This window comes from Desulfonatronospira sp. MSAO_Bac3 (assembly GCF_003838035.1).
Taxonomy (GTDB): Bacteria; Desulfobacterota; Desulfovibrionia; order Desulfovibrionales; family Desulfonatronovibrionaceae; genus Desulfonatronospira; species Desulfonatronospira thiodismutans.
Map to the genome: position 1 here is coordinate 1 of NZ_QYZY01000328.1, position 1,110 is coordinate 1,110.

Consider the following 1,110-nt stretch of genomic DNA (forward strand, 5'->3'; position numbering starts at 1 on the left):
AAGGCCAGAGCATTTCGTGTTTACCGTGAAAACCCTGGAACGGCTCGGAGTTTCAGCGGTTATCATTGAAGACAAGGTAGGACTCAAGAAAAATTCGCTTTTCGGTACGGAAGTAGCCCAGACCCAGGACAGTATTGAGGGGTTCTGTCACAAGATAGAGGTAGGCAGAAGGGCCAGGGCCACTGATGATTTTATGGTCATAGCCCGTATCGAGAGCCTCATCCTGGAACAGGGCATGGATGATGCCCTGGCCCGGGCCAAAGCATATATCCAGGCCGGAGTCGACGGGATCATGATCCACAGCCGCAAAAAAACTCCGGACGAGGTTTTTGAGTTCTGCAGGCTTTATAACCAGTTGCCGGACCGCAAGCCCCTGGTGGCTGTGCCTTCCAGCTACAACTGCGTAACCGAGGACGAGCTTGAATCCCACGGCGTAAACGTGGTCATCTACGCCAACCATCTTCTAAGAAGCGCCTATCCGGCCATGGTCAATACCGCCAGAAATATCCTGGTGAACAAGTGTTCGGCCGGTGCCCAGGGGCTTATGCCCATCAAGGAAATCCTGGAACTCATCCCTGGAGGCAAATAGCCGTGATTGAAGCGGCCCATCTTGTTCAGACCCTTAAAGACCAGGGCATATCCTTTTTCGCCGGGGTTCCTGATTCTCTGCTCAAAAGCTTGTGTGCTTATCTTGATGACCACGCAGGCCCGGGGGAACATGTCATCACTGCCAACGAAGGAAATGCAGTGGCCCTGGCCGCCGGCTACCACCTGGCCACCGCCAGCATGGGGGCCGTTTACATGCAGAATTCCGGCCTGGGCAACTGCGTCAATCCCCTGACTTCCCTGGCTGATCCTCAAGTCTATTCCATACCCATGCTTCTCATAATCGGCTGGCGCGGCGAGCCCGGGGTCAAGGATGAACCCCAGCACGTCAAGCAGGGCAGGATAACCCCGGGACAACTGGAACTTATGGAAATACCTTACAGGATCATGGATAATAAGAGCGATCCTGAAGCCCTGCTCTTTGAGCTGGTGCGCACGGCAAAAGATGAGAGCCGGCCGGTTGCCCTTGTGATCCGTAAAAAGACACTGGCGGATTACAGGCGC

The 1,110-nt window shown here is 54.7% G+C and carries 2 protein-coding genes; both read left to right on the plus strand.

The features are described 5' to 3' along the window. Window positions 1-589 (plus strand): isocitrate lyase/phosphoenolpyruvate mutase family protein (locus tag D5S03_RS11395; protein ID WP_287044081.1); only part of this gene is annotated, 589 nt, incomplete at its 5' end. 2 nt (window positions 590-591) lie between these two features. Next, window positions 592-1,110 (plus strand): thiamine pyrophosphate-binding protein (locus tag D5S03_RS11400; protein ID WP_287044083.1); only part of this gene is annotated, 519 nt, incomplete at its 3' end.